This is a genomic window from Nostoc sp. DedSLP03 (assembly GCF_034530815.1).
GTDB lineage: Bacteria > Cyanobacteriota > Cyanobacteriia > Cyanobacteriales > Nostocaceae > Nostoc.
Genome location: NZ_JAVRCK010000030.1, coordinates 50,623 through 64,666 on the forward strand (window position 1 = coordinate 50,623; position 14,044 = coordinate 64,666).

Consider the following 14,044-nt stretch of genomic DNA (forward strand, 5'->3'; position numbering starts at 1 on the left):
ATGGCATTCGGAATTAATTTTACATCCAAAGCATTCAGAAAATATAAGAGTTTTATCTGTTTCCTGCTGGATTGGGTTGTAATTCAGGTCTTGCTTTAGCTTCATCTGCCTTGTTGTTCAAAAAGCCGGAAGCTTCTTCAACGGCTTCTTTTACAGTCTCAAGCCGATCTTTAACCCGCTCTCCTACATTTGATTCATTCTGAATCAAACCACCGGGTTCAGGCTGGCGGAAGTCTTTATCTGTGATGAATGGCAGTTCTGCTTCTTTCTGGACTCGACCTGCTGGTGTCTCGCCACCAGGATAAAGGATCTCAGATTCTGTATTTGTAGCAATCAACAATTGCGAACTTGGTTGTAAGCTAGCTTGGTCACGTCCCTGATTGGCTTTTGGGTTTGCTATTTTCGGATCGGTAGACATTCTATAGTTGCTATACTTGTCTCCACCATTCTTATAAGGGTTGTTTGCTCCACCGGCTTGTACAGCAGGATTTTGTGGATTTGCACCTTGAGCATTTGCCCCACTACAAGCAGTGCTAACTATCAACAATAGTCCAGCTAAAAAGATAGTTAATATCTGGCGCAATCTTATTTGTTTCAAGAATACTCTCACTGCGTTCACTTAGCCCTCCTTACCAAAATATTAATAAACTAAGAATTTGCTGAATCATTGGATTGGTCAGCAAGTTATTGTGCTTGTTTTGGTTCGCTCACTTTTGATAACCTGTATTCAGGATATGAATAGTAAAATGCTCTTTGCCTCTAGCGCAGGCTACATTTTAATGAGTACAAAAATAATATTTTTATCTAACTCTAGAGAGATATAAAATAAAGTAATATATTTCTCGTAAAAAGAACTACATATTGTTGTTTGATACTTCAAAATATTTGGATATATAGCTGATACACCATAAGATTTGAGGTATTCAGCCCTTGTTGCTCTTAACGTTAAATGACTAAATTCATGAAGCAATTTTTACGCTGGATAATTTTGGGGGGAACGCTGTTTTTTTTAGGGAAAGCTTTAAAGGATAATTGGATTGAGGTGAGAGCTATCCGCATTGATGATGTAGGATGGGCAATTATGGCGATCGCTACAGGGGTAACTTTACTAGCTCATACTTGGGCAGGCTGGATCTGGACTTGGATTTTGCAAGAGTTAAATCAACCTGTATCATCTATTCAATTCATCCAAGTTTACCTAAAAACGAACATCGCAAAGTATTTACCAGGTAATATCTGGCATCACTACGGACGAATTGTCGCTGCTAAAAATGCCGATATTCCTACCAGTGCAGCCACCTTAAGCGTTTTGCTAGAACCCCTACTCATGCTAGCAGCTGCTTTAATCATCATTGTCTTATGCAGTAGCCAATTTGCACCAGCTAATAGTACCCTTGTTATCCAAATACTACAATTTCTGAGTTTAGCTGTAGTCCTTGGTGCGATTCATCCGTGGTTTTTAAACCCCATTATTCGTTTTTTGTATAAATTAAAAGCAAAAAAGTCTGCTGCTACCACTCAATCAACTGTTCCCTTCAGTGTTAAAAGCTACCCTTTGCGCCCTTTGTTAGGAGAAGTGGGCTTTATGGGACTACGCGCCACTGGGTTTATACTAACTATTTTCGCCTTGGGTTCGTTGAATGCGAATCAAATTCCTTTGTTATTTGGGGCTTTTAGTTGCGCTTGGTTGTTGGGGTTTGTTATACCTGGTGCGCCTGGTGGGTTAGGTGTGTTTGAAGCGACTGCGTATGAACTTTTACGACACCACTTTCCATCTGCCTTAGTATTTAGTGCGATCGCTCTATATCGCCTCATCAGTATTTTAGCTGAAACTGCGGGTGCTGCCTTAGCTTGGTTAGATGAACGCCTTGCGAAATCTTGAATCAGGCAAAACTCATTTTTATCTATCTACTTTTATCTGTGAAAACACACGATAACTATCCAAATTCAATTGCTGATTACTGCTTTGTTCCTCTTCTTCCATCTTAATCAAGTTATATTCTACATTTTCTGCATAAATTGCGAACGTAATATTAAAAATCTCGATAAATTTTATTACTCCTTTGCATTCCTCTTCGGAATATTTTTCGTAAAAACGAATCAAATGAGCAATCCGGGTTTCTAAATGTCTTCGAGAATTTCTACAAATCAAAATAATCTTTAATAATATAATTACTAGGGTGAGAGCATGACCTTGACTAATTAATAAAATAAATAATTGTGAAGGTTCTTTAGAATTTTCGGTTGTCAAGTAATCAATCACTCGATTACAGGTTCTCAAAAACAATTCTTTAGTAATAATTTCTTGATTATAATCTTTTTTCCAGAACGATAAACTATGTGCAAACTGCCGCCGCCAAGTTTCGACTGATTCTTGATTTTCTACAGGAAAAAATAGGTATTTTTCTAAACTTGCTTTAAATTCTTTCAGAGTTTGATTTGCCGTTTGCTTGATAAATATATGGGCGATATTTTCATGGCTAAATACGCCTTTTTTTAAGACAATTGCTTTTATTAAGCGCAGAGCTTGATCTCCCAAAATACTGGGATTTTTATAGCGTGTTGTGCTTGAGACAGCAGATTGAGAACGAGCAATATACATTGCTAGTTCAAACTTAAATTTGTCTTTCATCTGTTTAGAAAGCCTTCTAGCAGCTTCTTGTTGCTCTTTAGGGTTCTTATTATTAACAGATTGATCGATCAATAAATAGGAAGTATAGCGATTAGCCCAATGACCTTTAGATGATTCTTCATATTTAGTAACAAATAATTTCAGATCCTTGTAATCTTTGCTGTTCGCAAACTTCTCTAACCAGACTTTACAAGTTTTTACGACTGGAGGATTATTGTCTTTGATTTTCAGATTTTCATGAACAAATAAATTAACTAAGTCTTGGATATATTTGTCTTTTCGGTTAGTTTTCCAGTTATTAATTATGATGTAGCAACACCGCTTAAGTGTATTGTATAATTCTTCTTCGTTATCATCTAAAAATACACTATATATTCCAGGTATATAATCGGAATATTCGCAATCAAGACCGTCTATAAATAAAGTTTTGAATTCTCGTAAAACATCTTCTGGTGGCAATTTATTGACAATTTCCACAAAGAAGCTATAAACCTCTTCTTGGGCAGTTTGTACATCTAATTGTCTAGAATTAGACGTAACATAATGGGAATTTTCCTGACTAATTGATAAACGATTAGCGGTCATTTCAGTTATCAGGACAAAAAGGCTTCCTGTTCATATTATTACCAGCTTAACCTTGGCGAACAGGAGCATCAATCTCTTCTTCAGAAATTCAGTCATCTTTTTACATAAATTTGATTAACTAGGGTTATAAATAAAGTATTAAAGATAAATTGTTTAGTTCTTCATCAAATAGTTCAGTAAAATTACTTATTTATAACCAGAAAATATCATACATAAATAGATATGAGCGAGTCGATCTATACATTTAGATACAATCCGCTCATACCTTCTACCGAAGCCTTTAAGTATTTTAAATTTTTAGTGGGGGTGGAGGGACTTGAACCCACACGACCTTTTACGGTCAACGGATTTTCATTCTCCCGCAGTTTTCACTGCTACCTGATGACAATAGCCTGCTCAGATTTTGAGAATTGGACTCTCCCTTTACCCTCGACTTAACGTTAGGGTAGCTCCCGTCGGGTCTCTGCACCTTCCCTCAATTTTGGATTTTAGACTTCGGCTTCGCTCAGTCGAACGATTTTGAATTTTGGATTGAAGACTAATCGCAAATCTAAAATCGCAAATCTAAAATTTTTGGGCTTGGCTCAGGATTGCCATGTCTGTCACCAGATTTAGGTTTCCCTGAGTTTGAGAGCTTCCACTTGAGGGATTTCTCCTTCAAGGCTCAATTATTTAAGTCCGTAGCGTCTACCATTCCGCCACACCCCCAAAGGTGTTTGGCAACTAGTGTAACTAGTTATTTTTTAGAGGTAGCAAATACCTCCTTATCTATTCCACCATCAATTGTGTCTTTTGTCCAACTAGATTGAAAATATTTTTTCCAGATTGGGCGATCGCTTCAGAAGAGGTTTTCGATTTTGTTTGACTAGAGCATTTTTTGCTAGTGGATTCACATAATAGCATGATATTAGCTTTTGTCATGAAATCCGTTGAATCTTCCCCAGTAAAAGTACTTCAGCCTGCCAAAGCTGCGCTTTCGCCTCTTCGATAGCGGTTTCGAGGAATTTTGGCGCAGTTATGTTGAAAGCATTATGACTATACTTCTCTGAGTTTGTCTCTTCAGCCTATGATGGAAAACAGATGCTTAAGACTTGAAAGTTATGATTGTCGCCCTGCTATATCTGATTTTGGCTGGAGCTTACCTTCTAGTAATCCCCGTTGCTGTTTTGCTGTATCTGAAGCAGCGTTGGTATGTGAGTGGCTCCATTGAGCGTGTCTTTATGTACTTTTTGGTGTTTTTCTTCTTTCCGGGTCTGTTGGTTCTATCGCCGTTTGCAAATTTCCGACCCCAACGGCGACAAGTTCAAGTTTAACGAGATTGGTAGGTCATAACTCTCATGCGACGGATTGACGCGATTGGAATTGGCTTAGGTGTTTTTATTGCTGGCGGTTTGGCATACTTAGGATTACAGCTAGTTGGTTTGGATAATCAAAAAGCTGGTATATGGAGCCAAGTTTTGCTAGTCAGTGCCTTAGTTGGCTGGTTAGCCACCTATTTTTTCCGTGCGGTGGGACAAAAAATGACCTACCACCAACAGCGGGAACAGTATGAGCAAGACTTTCTGCAAAAGCGGCTAGACGAGCTTACTCCCGAAGAACTAGCACGAATTCAAGCCGAAATAGAACAAGAAAAGCAATCTCAGGTGTAAAGTTATCATTGGTCAGTTGTGATTTGTCCTTTGTCATTAGTCATTTGTCCTTTACTAATGACTAATGATTAATACTTCGACTATGCTCAGTACAAGTGACCAATGAGCAATGACCAATACTTCGACTACGCTCAGTACAAGTGACCAATGACCAATGACTGCGATTTCTGATTGCTTTAAAACCCTTGGGCAGAATGGTGAGTGCGCTCTGATTCCGTTTGTCACTGCTGGCGATCCAGATTTAGAAACCACAGCAAAAGCCTTACAGGTTCTAGATCGTAGTGGAGCCGACATTATAGAAGTGGGTATACCCTATTCCGATCCTCTCGCGGATGGGCCAGTCATTCAAGCTGCTGCTACCCGCGCCTTGCAAAGGGGCACGAAGTTAGAGCAGGTGCTAGAAATGCTGCAAGGGATTACTCCCAAATTGCGATCGCCGATTGTTCTGTTGATCTATTACAACTCAATTTTGCACCGGGGAATTGAAAAATTTCTTGGGCAAATTGCTGCTGCTGGAGTTGCAGGATTGGTAATACCTGATTTGCCCTTGGAGGAAGCAGCAGGATTGTTGCAAGCAGCTAGTGAGATGGGAATTGACGTAATCTTGTTGGTAGCTCCCACTAGTTCTGCCCAACGGATCGAAGCGATCGCTCGTTCTTCCCAAGGATTTATTTATTTAGTCAGTGTGACTGGGGTTACAGGGGTGCGATCGCAACTGGAAAACCGCGTGTCTGATTTACTCAAACAAATTCGTAGTGTTACTGATAAACCGATTGCAGTCGGCTTTGGCATATCTGAAGCTGAACAAGCCCGACAGGTAAGGGAATGGGGCGCAGATGGTGCGATCGTGGGTAGTGCTGTTGTCAAACGGTTAGCCCAAGGCACACCAGAGCAGGGACTTTTGGCGATCGCCGAATTTTGCCAAAGTCTCAAGGCAGCCATCAAGACCACCAATACCAGCACAAATACTCTTCTTGATTAGACTCAGAAAGTAGATTAAAAAAGTATAACAGTGTAGTTTTTCTATCCTTATTTGGTAGACAATTTGACCATTATGGTCTTGAATATTAACATCAGATATGATGATGTCAAAAAACTAGCTGATAGAGTTGCTTATAGTTTGAGTATTATGTGAAATTAACTAGGCATAATTTATGAGTGTGAGAGAGAGTCGGTCAAAAATGATTATAGTTACGTCGCAATCGAGGAGCAAAGGCGATGAGTGAGAGTATGGCGTTTATCGGTGGGGTTGCCGTAGCTGGGCTGGCGGCTCTCGTATTGCTCAAAGGAACAAATACCCCTCTACAACCTAACTTTGCTGTTACTCCACAAATCCCAGGTGTAGTCGCGCCTCAAGGAATGCAACCACAAATGTATCCTTACGGGCCTTATGGGCAACCAATGTATCCCAATCAGGTTCAACCACCGACTGGTACTAATAATGACCAGCGTTTAGAGATGGAGAAGCTGAACACGCAGATGCAACTGGAGCGTTTAAAAAACGACAATGAACAGCTAAAGTTGCAAAATCAACAACTTCAAGGTCAAGTTCAAAATTTCAATACTCAGCAGCAGTGGCAATTAGCCCAGCAAAATAACCAACCAAAAACAGCAACATTCCAGCCGCAAAATAACTGGTGGTCTTCACCTGTGCTTTGGGCTGTGGGAGGCGCAACTCTGACTATTGGTGGTGGTGTTGTTGTTGCTGGAGTCTTGGCTTTGTTCTCACCACGGCAGCGCCCAGCCCGGACTGTACAAGTTATTCACCCTTACCAAGGAAATACGCCGCCCTTGGTTCCAGTCCGTCGTGCTGAGTTTCTGCCTGCTTCGCGGATGGAAGCAAGACGAGTTGAAGCCCAAGAATACGACGAGATGCACGGATAGGGAAAATAAAACCACAGATAAATACCTATTTAAAATCTCGTTTTCAGGTATAACTTGGGAACGAGATTTATTAGGTCAATACTGCGAATCCGGACGGTGGCAGCCCTCAATTATACCATTTCTTTGTGAGGCTGCACCAAATTTTCTTTCTTCTTTGTATCCAACTCTTAGGAGACGCTGCGCGAATGCGCCCTACTCTGCAAGAAGCTGCTTTGCGTCTATGCGGTTCGTTCCTCATATAGTTTGGCGCATCTTTATACAGAATTGGTATTAGTAATTCTCAGTCAGAAGAAGCTGGAAACGAGGAGAACTGTGTTTACTGATAACTTTTAAAAGCTGTTTTTAGGAGTTTGTGTGGTATTGGGACTCTCTGTGGTTTCAGGTTGCTTAGTATCGGGAAGTTTCTGTTGGGTATTTTTTTGATTACCTTGATTTTCTAGCTGAGTGAGTGCCTGTTTTGCCAGATTTTCGGCTGCTTGTTTAAATAATGGTTCTATTCTATTTCGCCAGTATTTAGTATTAGGCAACTTTTCTGGATGGTTTCTATAATATAAAACTTTATCCCATTTACCATCATCTATTGCTTTATTAATCTCATTAGATACTGCCTCCGCCTTTGCCCAATCTGACTGCCACTGGGCAATCATTTTGCTCGTCTCTTGGATACCAGAAGCAGCATTTGCCGGAACCGATCTTAAAAGTGCGATCGCTCCAATTATATCCCCGGAATCATACTTCTTTTTTGCTTGTTCTACAATATTGGCACTGTTATCATTAGGCTGCGATCGTTGTGATTTCTCAGCATCGTCAGTTGACTTCTTCGGCTTTTCTGGTAATGGAGTTACCACATCCTGAGATTTTGGTTTTGGCTGGGGAATAGTTCGAGTCGCAATCAAGCTACTATCATCTACAATCTTAGTTGCAATGCCCTTTTCGCGTAGGCAAGAACCCCATTCCTGATTATTAGTTATCACTGTCGGGTGTGCCCAAGCCAAACGACCAGATTTAAGCTTAACTTCTATCCAACCTGCTTTTGTTCGCTTGCCAGTCACCTCGAAATTGGTGTTATTAGCAACAGTTTGCACAATATTATCAGAATTTATCGAACTAGGTTCAGAACGGATATTAGAATTTCCGACAACAACAGCCGAGCATTTGTTTGCTAAAGCTGTATCCTTACCTGTAAGATTTAAAGCAAAATTTTTCACATTTGGATATACATTTGTTACCAAGGCAGCCGCACCACCCGCTAGTAATATGCCAATTAATATCGGCCAGGGGTCAGATTTACTAGAGTCTTTACCCGCAGCTTTGGCAGGGATAGGATTTGCTGGTGCAACTGCAATAGTTTGCAGCCGAGATACTTGAGGCTGAGATTTGGCTGCTTCTTGAGGTGTAGAAAGTGCAGCTACTGGATTAATCGCGTCTTTACACGCTTGCAGTGCTTCCGTGGCATTTTGATAGCGGTCTTTGAAGTGATAATGCACCATCTTGGACAATACTGCCGCCAATCGATGGTTCACGGTTACTGAATGCTGCCAGATAACTTCGCCTGTTTCCGGGTCTTCTTGCAATTCTGTTGGCTGTAATCCTGTTAATGCTTGAATGGCGATGATGCCAAGGGAATAGATATCGCTGTTGGGACGGGGTTTACCTTGCCCTTGTTCTGTGGGCATATAGCCAGGAGTACCGATAACCACTGTCGCAGAGGGTTGTCCGCCCACTGTTACCAGTTGTGTACGCAGTTGCTTCACTGCTCCAAAATCAACTAAAACTAACTTATTATCTGAGGCACGGCGGATGATATTATCCGGTTTGATGTCGCGATGAATTACGCCTTGGCGATGGACAAATTCCAGAATTTCTAGAACTTCTTGCAACAGTTGAATTACTTGGCTTTCACTCCAGCGCTTACCAGGTATAAGTTCCTCTGCTAGGGTATGTCCTTCAATATATTCTTGTACTAGATAAAATTCTTGGTTTTCGTCAAAGTACGCCAGTAACCTCGGTATTTGGTCATGGTTGCCCAGTTTTTCTAAAGTTTCGGCTTCACTGCTGAACAGGCGTTTAGCAGTATCAAAAACTCTGGGGTCAGTTCCGGGTTTGAGATGCTTGACAACGCAGATAGGATTGCCTGGTCGCCTAGTATCTTGGGCAATGTATGTTTGACCAAATCCTCCCATCGCGAGGACTCTAATTACTTGGTAACGATGGTCTAGTAGCTTGCCGATCATATTCCCTCCCCAGAGTTATTACCTAATTTTCCAGCTGGTAATAAATATCTCCAAATTTTCTTCATTGAAATCCGCTATCTTGAGAAAAGATTTAGATTAAAAACGCAGCTTTTTAATAAACGCAGACTGTTTATTTTTCTTTTAGTGCCCCTGTTTATTACCAATGCCACCTAAAATAACAAATCCAGTTGCATGGCAGCAGGCTGAAATCCTCATGCAACCTGCTTTCATTCGCGTTATCGACAATATCCGCAAGCAGCTTGATGAATCTTCCTGGACGGGAACTTACCATGATGTCCTGATTTGGCCGCCTAGCACCACTGATGAAATCAAAGCATTGGTGAGTGAGCTATTGCAAGCAATCGAAACTGCAACGCCCCAAGAAGCAGATGAAATCAGAGGAACTCTGGCTCGTCTGCCGATGCCCCATCCAGGATATCATCTACGTTTGCAGCGTCAACAGCAAGAAGCGAGTATCGATTTGTGGGAACTGTGTTATCAGGTGTGTTTTATTGAATACACCCCACAGAAGGAAGTTGCTGATATTGATACTAGTTTAATCGATGAATTCGGTGAAGTCGATTGGCTGCGTTTGGATGCTAAGTCAAAGAAGTTAGTTGAGCAGGCGTTTGCTAAATTGCCAGATAGTTGAAGCCTTGACAATAGAATACACGAACAAAGCCCACTTGTGTGGGCTTATGAGATAAGGCGATTCGCTTTTTCTTCAAGCAGCAAAATCTTTACTCATACGGCTGTAGTCAATTGAGTTGTTAGATTCTGACTGTGTTTTCAATTTAGCGATAAATTCTTCCATCCCTGGTATTTCTAATTGATCGAATGTGATTTGATTATCTGGACTCTTAGCCGAAATATTTGTAATAGCTTGTGGAGTCATCTTAATTATTTCTGAGACAGTTTTATTTTGGATAAGAAATTGCCCCATTCCTGGTATTTCTAATTGAACAAATCTAGAATCATTTTCCATTGGTTTACTCAAACGCTCTTGTGTATATGATGCTCATTACGCAGATACGCAAAGCAATGGACACCTATATAAAAATTTGAATACGCACAATACGCAAAGTACGCAGATTAAAGAAAATGCGGTATTCTAAAAAGTATGAATAGTCGGCAGTTTAATGAAGCTCTAGAAAAGCTAAGGAAAGCACCTCGTAAGGTAGAGGTGTTGAAGTTTTTGCTGGCTGGATACACTAATGATGAGATTGCTCAGTCTAGGGGACGTGCGGAAGGAACTGTACGCAAGCAAATCTCAAATGTATATAAAGATTTTGGTATTAAAAGCGAATTTCCAGGCGATCATGCTTTAAGAGACAAGTTAAAGGCTCTATTTCTCAACTACAAACCTGAGTGGGTAATTAATTGTTCTCCTGCTATTACTAATGAAGCTAGCAACCAACCGCAAAAGATAAACTATGACGGTGTGACTTCTTTAGCTTTGTCAGGTGACGAAATTGTAGAAGAGTCTGGAGAGGAACTGATGTTTTTGGCTATCAATATACTTGAGGCGCTCGGTTTTGAGCAAAAGTTTAAGATGAGCCAGGCATCGCAATGTATAGGGTATAGACTTAAAAATCCTGGAAAAAGAGATAAACGATATCAAATATTTTTATACCAAACTATATGCGGTTTAAGTGTTTCTATTAATAAACTAATTTTAGACCCATATTTGCTAAATTTACACTACTGGGTATATATTCTTGAATCTGGAGTTTTCTCGGATAAGATAGCAGGTAGATTTTTAGTATTACCAGGTAAAGAAAATTTATTTTTAGATTCACTTAATCATAAATACTGGAACATCTTAGAAATTGAAAGAAAAACAGTCGGTGATTTTTATCTTAATAGTCAACAGAATCCAGAGTTTTACGATCCTAATACAAACGAATTAACTACAATATGTTTGGATGGATTTCGGGAATACGATTTGAGTGACGGTGAAAGTTATCTGTGTATTTCGGAAGATAAACAATTCGATTATACATGGGAAACTTTTATATATTCGAGAGAGGTCTTACAAGAATTTATTATATACTTTGGAAAAATTTTACTAAATAGAAACTGGTACAACATATCTGATGATATTGATATACCTTTTTAAGGAAGCCAATAAATATAAACTTGAGAGTTTATCTAGAACACAGTAGGGAAACAAAAAATGTCTAATAAAACAAACTACACCGAAGCTTGTAATAATTTTGAAAAAATTTACGAAGAGGCAATTAGGACTCGTGAACCTGTAGTTGTTAATCGTGAAGGTGCAGAAAGCGTATCTGTCATACCTACCGCGGAACTTAATAGCATCATAGAGACAGCATATTTATTCCAATCACCTGAGAATGCAGCACGTCTTTTAGCGATACCATTATAGCGATCGCTAATTTCATCATGAAATAATCTAATCTTAAAAAAGAGCGATCGCGATGAATCGCCGTTATCACTCTCATAACGACAGAACTTAATGTCGTAACGACAGGTTTAATGTTCTTAACAAAATAATGATTTTACTAACGACAGCTTTAACGTTCTTCACAAAATAATGATTTTCATCAACAAAAGAATGATTTTGCTAACGACAGCTTTAATGTTTTTCACAAAATCGCGATGTTGATAAGATTTTGATTAACGCTAGAAGAAAACCGGAGGTAGATTGAAGCCGCAAACGCTTATTTGCTAAGATTTCCAGTGCGACAACATTCAAACAGGGCAATTTCCGATCGCTATGCCAACATCTACACTTGACGATAAAGACGCAGCAGCTATCCAAGCCGCCAAAGTTGGGATTGCAATATGCGATCGCACCGCCTGGGGACGGATTAAAGTAGCTGGCGACGATCGCCTCAATTTCTTACACAACCAAAGTACTAACAATTTCCAAATACTCAAGCCAGGACAAGGTTGTGATACGGTTTTTGTCACTTCCACAGCCAGAACAATTGATTTAGTAACCGCCTACGTTAGAGAAGATGCGGTAATCTTGCTGGTTTCACCTAACCGTCGCCAGTTTTTGATGGAATGGCTAGATAAATATATTTTCTATGCCGACAAGGTGGAATTATCTGATATTACCCAATACACCAACACCTTCAGCCTGATTGGCCCAGGAAGCGACGCTGTTTTAGAAAAGTTGGGTATTGGCGAACTCATCGGCCAACCTTACGGTAATCACCAAGTATACACCATTGCTCCGGCTGAGGGCGTGCGAATTGCTGTAGGTAGCGGGTTAGCTGCGCCCGGATACACCTTAACTTTCCCTTATACTGACAAAGAAACAGTGTGGAACAAACTGTTAGAAGCAGGAGCAGTAGAAATGAGCGATCGCGCTTGGGATGCCTTGCGAATTTTACAAGGCCGCCCCGCCCCAGATGCGGAACTCACAGATGATTACAATCCTCTAGAAGTTGGTTTGTGGCAAACAATTTCTTTTACTAAAGGTTGCTATATTGGGCAAGAAACTATTGCTCGGTTAAATACATATAAAGGTGTAAAACAACACCTGCTTGGTATTCGCCTCAGTGCCCCTGTAGAAGTTGGAAGTGCGATCGCAGTTGCAGATGAAAAGGTCGGTAAACTTACTAGTTACACCCAAACAGATGATGGTTACTTTGGACTAGGTTACATTCGCACCAAAGCTGGTGGTGTAGGTTTAAAAGTCAAAGTGGGAGAAACTGAGGGTGAAGTCATAGAAATCCCGTTTGTTTCTCACGAGTACCCATAAGTAATTCAAGCCAAAATATCTTTACTCTTTCTCCCTAGCGCCGTAACAAAATTCATCTACCCAAGAAGCTATACTACGGGCATTTGTAGTTGGTAAATTTATTTTGCTCTTAACCTCTTGTGGTTGAATATTCGGTTGTTTGCCGTTACTTTTAACCTCAGTAGTAGTTGCTAGCGATCGCCCTGGTTTGCCATTACTATTAATCTCAGTGGTAATTGCCAACGATGCACCCACAGGAATTCGGACAGGTGGCGCGTTGTTCTTAACTTCGGTAGCTAATGCCACAGGTGGCATAGTTTTGGCTTTGCTATTAACCTGACTGGTCACTGTCGCCGATGCTCCTGAAGGTAACTGACCAGAGTGCCAGCGTACTGGTTGATATTTCCTTAGTAAACCGGAGGATGGCGTTTTTGCCGGAGTATCTGGAGCAATTTTAGTTGCATTTGCTACTATCAACTCAAGTTTGCGTGTGCGAACTACTTCAGTGGTAGCTGTAATTGATGGCACAAGTTCATCGGCGCGTGACAAGTTGGAATCTAGAGTCTTAGCAAGAGAATGAAGCGCAATCTTGCTGGCAGTTACAGCCGATGATAGATGTTTATCCTCAGAATGCTTCTCATCTGGCGGCTCGCTTTCAACTTGGCTTATAGCCATAGAATGCTCTGATTTGATTAAACGTAACTCTTCATCGGGATTGAAGTTAAGACCTAAAGCAGCGACTATTTTATCTGGATCGTTATTCAGATCCACCATAAAAGAAAGTATTTCATCAAACTGGGGTTCTAAAACAGACAGTGTTGCCAAAATAAAACCGGACAAAGGGCGGCGCAGACCATCGTAAGTGGCCCAAATTCGGATTTTGACCAGCCAAGAAATATTTTGCTTGTAGTAAATAAGCCACTTTTGTTTTAAAGATTGACGCAGCTGCTGGATATTCATTGGATGCCTCACTTCAGTCAAAAAGATTGCAGAGCTTAATATTAAAAATTTAGCTTTCTTTCTGGGGATGAAACCGATAATAGAGCATCTGTTTGACTCTTTGACCACCTAGCAAATGATTTTCTATCAGTAGAGATACTTCATCAGGGTGAACGCCGCTATACCAGACCATATCGGGTAATATCAGCACCATTGGGCCATTGCCACATTGTCCTAAACAGCTGCTAGCCGTTACAGTTACACCAGGGATTGGCAAAGCTGTAAAAGCTGCTAAAACCTTGGCTGCACCTTGCTTTTTACAAGTGCGATTTTGACAAACCCGCACACATTTAGGAGAAGAGGGTTGGTCTATTGTGGGGAAGTTTGATGATTGAGTTGTCATTTG

At 40.5% G+C, this 14,044-nt stretch carries 16 protein-coding genes; 9 read left to right on the forward strand and 7 right to left on the reverse strand.

The features are described 5' to 3' along the window. Positions 1 to 52: 52 nt before the first annotated feature. The gene (locus tag RM368_RS16325) at positions 53 to 619 is read right to left on the reverse strand and encodes a DUF6658 family protein (RefSeq protein ID WP_322695019.1); all 567 of its coding nucleotides are present in this window, start codon (positions 617 to 619) and stop codon (positions 53 to 55) included. 342 nt (positions 620 to 961) lie between these two features. Between RM368_RS16325 and RM368_RS16330 the strand changes: the two genes are divergently transcribed. Further along, positions 962 to 1,882: a lysylphosphatidylglycerol synthase domain-containing protein gene (locus RM368_RS16330; RefSeq protein ID WP_322695020.1), complete on the forward strand. Its 921-nt coding sequence runs from the start codon at positions 962 to 964 to the stop codon at positions 1,880 to 1,882. An 18-nt stretch (positions 1,883 to 1,900) separates the two neighbouring features. Here RM368_RS16330 and RM368_RS16335 read toward each other — a convergent pair whose 3' ends face one another. Continuing rightward, complete coding sequence (locus tag RM368_RS16335) at positions 1,901 to 3,217, reverse strand: hypothetical protein (protein ID WP_322695021.1); 1,317 nt, start codon at positions 3,215 to 3,217, stop codon at positions 1,901 to 1,903. Between the two features lie 768 nt (positions 3,218 to 3,985). After that, a complete protein-coding gene (locus tag RM368_RS16340; RefSeq protein WP_322695022.1) occupies positions 3,986 to 4,138 on the reverse strand; it encodes a hypothetical protein in 153 nt (50 codons plus the stop codon). Positions 4,139 to 4,317: 179 nt separating this feature from the next. On the opposite strand from RM368_RS16340, the gene ndhL reads away from it, so the two are divergent. The 4 genes from ndhL (at position 4,318) to RM368_RS16360 (ending at position 6,750) form a co-directional block, all read left to right on the forward strand. Next, positions 4,318 to 4,530 carry an NAD(P)H-quinone oxidoreductase subunit L gene (gene ndhL / locus RM368_RS16345; RefSeq protein ID WP_322695023.1) on the forward strand — a complete coding sequence of 71 codons (213 nt, stop codon included), beginning with the start codon at positions 4,318 to 4,320 and terminating at the stop codon, positions 4,528 to 4,530. Positions 4,531 to 4,554: 24 nt separating this feature from the next. Continuing rightward, positions 4,555 to 4,866: a DUF3007 family protein gene (locus tag RM368_RS16350; protein WP_322695024.1), complete on the forward strand. Its 312-nt coding sequence runs from the start codon at positions 4,555 to 4,557 to the stop codon at positions 4,864 to 4,866. Positions 4,867 to 5,020: 154 nt separating this feature from the next. Continuing rightward, positions 5,021 to 5,848: a tryptophan synthase subunit alpha gene (gene trpA / locus RM368_RS16355; RefSeq protein WP_322695025.1), complete on the forward strand. Its 828-nt coding sequence runs from the start codon at positions 5,021 to 5,023 to the stop codon at positions 5,846 to 5,848. Positions 5,849 to 6,084: 236 nt separating this feature from the next. Further along, positions 6,085 to 6,750, forward strand: a complete 666-nt coding sequence (locus RM368_RS16360; protein ID WP_322695026.1) for a heterocyst differentiation related protein — start codon at positions 6,085 to 6,087, stop codon at positions 6,748 to 6,750. 329 nt (positions 6,751 to 7,079) lie between these two features. Here RM368_RS16360 and RM368_RS16365 read toward each other — a convergent pair whose 3' ends face one another. Then, positions 7,080 to 8,984 (reverse strand): serine/threonine protein kinase, encoded by a 1,905-nt coding sequence (locus tag RM368_RS16365; protein WP_322695027.1) that lies wholly within the window; start codon positions 8,982 to 8,984, stop codon positions 7,080 to 7,082. Positions 8,985 to 9,147: 163 nt separating this feature from the next. Here RM368_RS16365 and RM368_RS16370 point away from each other — a divergent pair, with 163 nt between their 5' ends. Further along, positions 9,148 to 9,636, forward strand: coding sequence for a hypothetical protein (locus RM368_RS16370; protein WP_322695028.1), 489 nt, complete (start codon positions 9,148 to 9,150; stop codon positions 9,634 to 9,636). Between the two features lie 72 nt (positions 9,637 to 9,708). Here RM368_RS16370 and RM368_RS16375 read toward each other — a convergent pair whose 3' ends face one another. Beyond that, positions 9,709 to 9,969 (reverse strand): hypothetical protein, encoded by a 261-nt coding sequence (locus RM368_RS16375; protein WP_322695029.1) that lies wholly within the window; start codon positions 9,967 to 9,969, stop codon positions 9,709 to 9,711. Between the two features lie 135 nt (positions 9,970 to 10,104). Here RM368_RS16375 and RM368_RS16380 point away from each other — a divergent pair, with 135 nt between their 5' ends. From RM368_RS16380 to RM368_RS16390, 3 genes are all read left to right on the forward strand, one after another. Then, entirely contained in the window at positions 10,105 to 11,103 is a 999-nt protein-coding gene (locus RM368_RS16380; RefSeq protein ID WP_322695030.1) for a helix-turn-helix transcriptional regulator, read from the forward strand. 57 nt (positions 11,104 to 11,160) lie between these two features. Then, positions 11,161 to 11,373 carry a type II toxin-antitoxin system prevent-host-death family antitoxin gene (locus RM368_RS16385; RefSeq protein WP_322695031.1) on the forward strand — a complete coding sequence of 71 codons (213 nt, stop codon included), beginning with the start codon at positions 11,161 to 11,163 and terminating at the stop codon, positions 11,371 to 11,373. Positions 11,374 to 11,724: 351 nt separating this feature from the next. After that, positions 11,725 to 12,720 carry a folate-binding protein gene (locus tag RM368_RS16390; protein WP_322695032.1) on the forward strand — a complete coding sequence of 332 codons (996 nt, stop codon included), beginning with the start codon at positions 11,725 to 11,727 and terminating at the stop codon, positions 12,718 to 12,720. 21 nt (positions 12,721 to 12,741) lie between these two features. On the opposite strand, the gene RM368_RS16395 is transcribed toward RM368_RS16390, so the two are convergent. Both RM368_RS16395 and RM368_RS16400 read right to left on the reverse strand, forming a co-directional pair. Continuing rightward, the gene (locus RM368_RS16395; protein ID WP_322695033.1) at positions 12,742 to 13,659 is read right to left on the reverse strand and encodes a DUF5331 domain-containing protein; all 918 of its coding nucleotides are present in this window, start codon (positions 13,657 to 13,659) and stop codon (positions 12,742 to 12,744) included. Positions 13,660 to 13,708: 49 nt separating this feature from the next. Beyond that, positions 13,709 to 14,041, reverse strand: a complete 333-nt coding sequence (locus tag RM368_RS16400; protein WP_322695049.1) for a (2Fe-2S) ferredoxin domain-containing protein — start codon at positions 14,039 to 14,041, stop codon at positions 13,709 to 13,711. Positions 14,042 to 14,044: the final 3 nt, after the last annotated feature.

What these genes read in the sequence shown, in the direction of transcription:
- RM368_RS16385 (WP_322695031.1), top strand. Translation starts at nt 11,161, where the DNA reads ATGTCTAATAAAACAAACTACACCGAAGCTTGTAATAATTTTGAAAAA.
- RM368_RS16360 (WP_322695026.1), top strand. Translation starts at nt 6,085, where the DNA reads ATGAGTGAGAGTATGGCGTTTATCGGTGGGGTTGCCGTAGCTGGGCTG.
- RM368_RS16365 (WP_322695027.1), bottom strand. Translation starts at nt 8,984, where the DNA reads ATGATCGGCAAGCTACTAGACCATCGTTACCAAGTAATTAGAGTCCTC.
- RM368_RS16375 (WP_322695029.1), bottom strand. Translation starts at nt 9,969, where the DNA reads ATGGAAAATGATTCTAGATTTGTTCAATTAGAAATACCAGGAATGGGG.
- RM368_RS16350 (WP_322695024.1), top strand. Translation starts at nt 4,555, where the DNA reads ATGCGACGGATTGACGCGATTGGAATTGGCTTAGGTGTTTTTATTGCT.
- RM368_RS16335 (WP_322695021.1), bottom strand. Translation starts at nt 3,217, where the DNA reads ATGACCGCTAATCGTTTATCAATTAGTCAGGAAAATTCCCATTATGTT.
- ndhL (WP_322695023.1), top strand. Translation starts at nt 4,318, where the DNA reads ATGATTGTCGCCCTGCTATATCTGATTTTGGCTGGAGCTTACCTTCTA.
- trpA (WP_322695025.1), top strand. Translation starts at nt 5,021, where the DNA reads ATGACTGCGATTTCTGATTGCTTTAAAACCCTTGGGCAGAATGGTGAG.
- RM368_RS16390 (WP_322695032.1), top strand. Translation starts at nt 11,725, where the DNA reads ATGCCAACATCTACACTTGACGATAAAGACGCAGCAGCTATCCAAGCC.
- RM368_RS16395 (WP_322695033.1), bottom strand. Translation starts at nt 13,659, where the DNA reads ATGAATATCCAGCAGCTGCGTCAATCTTTAAAACAAAAGTGGCTTATT.
- RM368_RS16400 (WP_322695049.1), bottom strand. Translation starts at nt 14,041, where the DNA reads ATGACAACTCAATCATCAAACTTCCCCACAATAGACCAACCCTCTTCT.
- RM368_RS16340 (WP_322695022.1), bottom strand. Translation starts at nt 4,138, where the DNA reads ATGACAAAAGCTAATATCATGCTATTATGTGAATCCACTAGCAAAAAA.
- RM368_RS16370 (WP_322695028.1), top strand. Translation starts at nt 9,148, where the DNA reads ATGCCACCTAAAATAACAAATCCAGTTGCATGGCAGCAGGCTGAAATC.
- RM368_RS16330 (WP_322695020.1), top strand. Translation starts at nt 962, where the DNA reads ATGAAGCAATTTTTACGCTGGATAATTTTGGGGGGAACGCTGTTTTTT.
- RM368_RS16380 (WP_322695030.1), top strand. Translation starts at nt 10,105, where the DNA reads ATGAATAGTCGGCAGTTTAATGAAGCTCTAGAAAAGCTAAGGAAAGCA.